The organism is Mesorhizobium sp. M0040 (assembly GCF_040323505.1).
Taxonomy (GTDB): Bacteria; Pseudomonadota; Alphaproteobacteria; order Rhizobiales; family Rhizobiaceae; genus Mesorhizobium.
In genome coordinates, this window is record NZ_JAMYVA010000121.1 from 1 (window position 1) to 1,740 (window position 1,740).

Consider the following 1,740-nt stretch of genomic DNA (forward strand, 5'->3'; position numbering starts at 1 on the left):
CCTCATGACCGAGGATCGCTGGAAACTTGCCCTCGGAATCGAGGCCCGAAAGCGTGTAGGCATCGGTGTGGCAGACCCGTGTCGCCATGACCTCTACCAGGACTTCCCCGGCTTTCGGTCCGCCTATTACAACGGTTTCGATGGATAGGGGTCTATTCGCCTCCCAGGCGACTGCAGCTCTGCTTTTCATGTTGCACCTTCCTGAATTACAGGGGAGCTGGGCGGCTGCTTTCGCGCCGCGCAAGGAGTCGATCGATCTCTGGCCTGCTGTTACGATGCCAGCCGTGATCGCGTTGGCCGGGTCAACAGGTGCGGATCGGCGGTTTGCCCGATTAAATCCTTCGAAAGGTCGGACTGCTCGGCCAGGACTTCGCGAATGGTTTTGCCGGAAGCCAAGACCTCCTTGGCAAGCTCCGCTGCCCGCTCGTAGCCGATCGCTGGTGTCAGTGCCGTTGCGACGGCGGTACTGGCTTCGAGATGTTTGCGGCAAGTCTCGGCGTTGGCAGTGATGCCCACGACGCACTTCGTGCGCAGCACATCGACGGCATTGGTCAGAAGCTCCAGAGAGTGCAGTATGTTGTAGGCGATGACCGGCTCCATCACGTTCAACTGCAGCTGCCCGGCTTCGGAGGCGAGAGTGATCGTGAGATCGTATCCGATGATCTGGAAGGCGACCTGATTGACCACCTCAGGCACTACAGGGTTGACCTTTCCGGGCATGATCGAGGAGCCGGGCTGGAGCACTGGCAAATTGATTTCGTTCAGACCGCCACGAGGGCCGCTGGACAGCAGCCGCAGATCGTTGCAGATCTTCGAGAGCTTCGTCGCCGTTCGCTTCAGCATACCAGAGAAGAGCACGAAGGCGCCGGTATCCCAGCAGGCTTCGATCAGATTTCCGGCCGAGACGACGGGTACGCCGGAGATCGCACGCAACTCTGCGACAGCTGCCGCCTGATAGTCCGGGTTCGTATTGATGCCCGTGCCAATCGCCGTGCCACCGAGGTTGATTTCATGGAAGAAGGTGGCAATCTCACCGAGACGGGCTACATCTTCGCGCAGCGTCGTCGCAAAAGCCTGAAACTCCTGGCCCAGCGTCATCGGAACAGCGTCCTGCAACTGTGTCCGGCCAAGCTTGATCACCTCCGAAAAGCTTTCGGCCTTGGCCTCCAACTCGTCCGCGAGCTGCCCCAAAGCTCGCTGCAACGCCCCGCGTGAAAGAAGGACCGCAAGGCGGATCGCCGTCGGGTAAACGTCATTTGTCGACTGAGCAAAATTCACGTCGTCGTTGGGATGTAGCTCGTCGTATTTTCCCCGTGGCAGTCCCATGATTTCCAAGCCGCGGTTGGCGATGACCTCGTTGATGTTCATGTTGGTCGAGGTGCCGGCGCCGCCCTGAAACACATCGAGCGGGAATTCGCCAAGATGCCTGCCCGCTGCGATTTCCTCGCAGACTTGGCAGATGACATCGGCCTTTTGTTCATCGAGATCGCCAAGCGCGGCGTTGGCGCGTGCCGCTGCCATTTTCACGTAGGCAAGCGCCTTGATGAAGTTCGGAAAATGGCTGATTCTAATGCCTGAAATGGGGAAGTTGGCGATGCCCCGCGCCGTCTGAGGGCCGTAGTAGGCATCGACCGGGATGCTTACAGGGCCAAGCGGGTCTTTTTCAATGCGCTCGATTTGTGGAGCGTTCGTCACGATGATACCTCGCGTGATTTGCAGATCGCCGATGCGAACCTTGGA

The 1,740-nt window shown here is 59.1% G+C and carries 2 protein-coding genes; both read right to left on the reverse strand.

Annotated features, from left to right (window positions below; all coding sequences use genetic code 11):
- The coding region (locus tag NKJ91_RS33515) for an alcohol dehydrogenase catalytic domain-containing protein (protein WP_352458913.1) at positions 1 to 190 on the reverse strand (190 nt) is incomplete at its 3' end.
- Between the two features lie 80 nt (positions 191 to 270).
- Complete coding sequence (locus NKJ91_RS33520; protein ID WP_352458914.1) at positions 271 to 1,695, reverse strand: aspartate ammonia-lyase; 1,425 nt, start codon at positions 1,693 to 1,695, stop codon at positions 271 to 273.
- Positions 1,696 to 1,740 lie beyond the last annotated feature (45 nt).